Annotated in this window: 2 protein-coding genes and 1 pseudogene; 2 read left to right on the top strand and 1 reads right to left on the bottom strand. The window is 71.6% G+C overall.

Annotated features, from left to right (window positions below; translation table 11 throughout):
- A pseudogene (locus SACSA_RS0114750) lies at positions 1-238 on the bottom strand (hypothetical protein); the annotation flags it as partial.
- Positions 239-697: 459 nt separating this feature from the next.
- Here SACSA_RS0114750 and SACSA_RS0114740 point away from each other — a divergent pair.
- Both SACSA_RS0114740 and SACSA_RS23135 read left to right on the top strand, forming a co-directional pair.
- A complete protein-coding gene (locus SACSA_RS0114740) occupies positions 698-1459 on the top strand; it encodes a lysophospholipid acyltransferase family protein (protein ID WP_019816664.1) in 762 nt (253 codons plus the stop codon).
- Between the two features lie 34 nt (positions 1460-1493).
- On the top strand, positions 1494-1807 hold a 314-nt coding region (locus tag SACSA_RS23135), incomplete at its 3' end, for a 3'-5' exoribonuclease domain-containing protein (protein ID WP_019816663.1).

Raw genomic sequence — 1807 nt, 5'->3', positions numbered from 1 at the left:
CGGCCGACGCGTCCTGTCCCCGCCGGGGAGCGCGCCGGGACGTGCCCGTCCCGTCGTAGCCGCCGGGATCGACGTCGCCGGTGTCGTCGTCGAGGTCGTCGCCGTCGCTGTCGGCGGCGAGGCCGCGTTCGACCTCGCCGGGGTCCGCGCCGAGCCCCTCCGCCCGCAGATCGGCCACGATCCGCTCGAAGGTGGCGTCCACGTCCTCCGGTCCGTCCGCGCCTGACCTTGCGCTCATCGGGCACCAACCTGTCTGACCGATTGCACGAACCGCACGCCGCGCCCGGATGGCACCGGTGCGCCGTGGTGCGGGATTGCCCCGGGACGGCCGTGCTCACGCACGATCCCGGTACGGTCGCGGGCGCGCACGGTCTCCGCGGGCACCGGGCGGGCCGGTACCACCCCGGCGCCGTCCGAGCCGGTGTGGGAGAACGGTTCAGCACCGGAGAGCACACGCATGCCCGGCCGTCCTTCCGTCGAGCTTGGTGCCCCCATCGTCGCACGGACTCCCGCCCGCGCGGGACAGTACGAGCGCACGGCCGAAGCCCGCGATGTGACGTCGGTCGCGGCGCCGGTGCGCGGGTGGCGCTTCGGTTGTGCCGGTTCGTGCCCGGTTCGTAGGCTGAGGGGTCGGCGGTGTACCCGGTCCGGGTCGCGCGTGCCGCCGGTCCACACGTGTCGAGGAGGGACTACCGCAGTGCTGTATTGGTTCATGAAGTACGTGCTGCCGGGTCCCGTGTTGCGCCTGTTGTGGCCCGCCGAGGTCACGGGTGTGGAGAACATCCCCACCGACCGCGGAGTCATTCTGGCGGGCAACCACCTGGCGGTGGCCGACTCGTTCTTCATGCCGCTGCATGTCCCTGGCCGGGTGACCTTCCCCGCGAAACAGGAGTACTTCACCGAGAAGGGCCTCAAGGGCAGGCTCAAGAAGTGGTTCTTCACCGGGGTGGGGCAGTTCCCCATCGACCGGTCCAGCGGGTCGGCGGCCCAGGCCGCTATCGACACCGCGGTCCGGTTGGTCCGGGAAGGCAGGTTGCTCGGCATCTACCCCGAGGGCACGCGCTCGCCCGACGGCAGGTTGTACAAGGGCAAGACCGGGGTGGCCCGGATCGCGCTGGAGTCCGGCGCGCCCGTCGTGCCCGTCGCGATGGTCGGCACCGAGCACGTCAACCCCATCGGGTCCCGGCTGTGGCGTCCCCGCCGGATCGCGATCCACTTCGGCGAGCCGCTGGACTTCTCCCGGTACGAAGGGCTCTCCGGCGACCGCTTCGTCGAGCGGTCGATCACCGACGAGATCATGTACGCGCTGATGGAGCTGTCCGGCCAGGAGTACGTCGACATCTACGCCGCCAAGGCCAAGGAACTCCAATCCGCCGAGGAGGCCGGGGTGCGCGCGGCGGTGCCCGCGCAGACCGACGTGCGGGAGGTGACCCGGCTCCCGGAGTCGAAGGCGGGCTGACCGGGCGCGCGAGGACGTCGAGTACCGTGCCCGAGTGCGGTTCTTCTACGACACCGAGTTCATCGAGGACGGCGTGACGATCGAGCTCGTCTCGATCGGTGTCGTGGACGAGTCGGGCCGCGAGTTCTACGCCGTGTCCACGGAGTTCGACCCGGGGCGTGCGGGGCCGTGGGTGCGCGAGCACGTGCTGACCAAGCTGCCGCCGCCGGGCGACCCGGCCTGGCGCAGCCGCGGCCGCATCCGCGACGACCTGCTGGACTTCTTCGGCACCCCGGACGGCGGGATCGAGCTGTGGGCGTGGATCGCCGCCTACGACCACGTGGCGCTCGCGCAGCTGTGGGGCGCGAT

Source organism: Saccharomonospora saliphila YIM 90502, from assembly GCF_000383795.1.
GTDB classification, from domain to species: domain Bacteria; phylum Actinomycetota; class Actinomycetes; order Mycobacteriales; family Pseudonocardiaceae; genus Saccharomonospora; species Saccharomonospora saliphila.
Note: the sequence above shows the minus strand (reverse complement) of the source record. Positions and strands in the feature narration are given on the sequence as shown.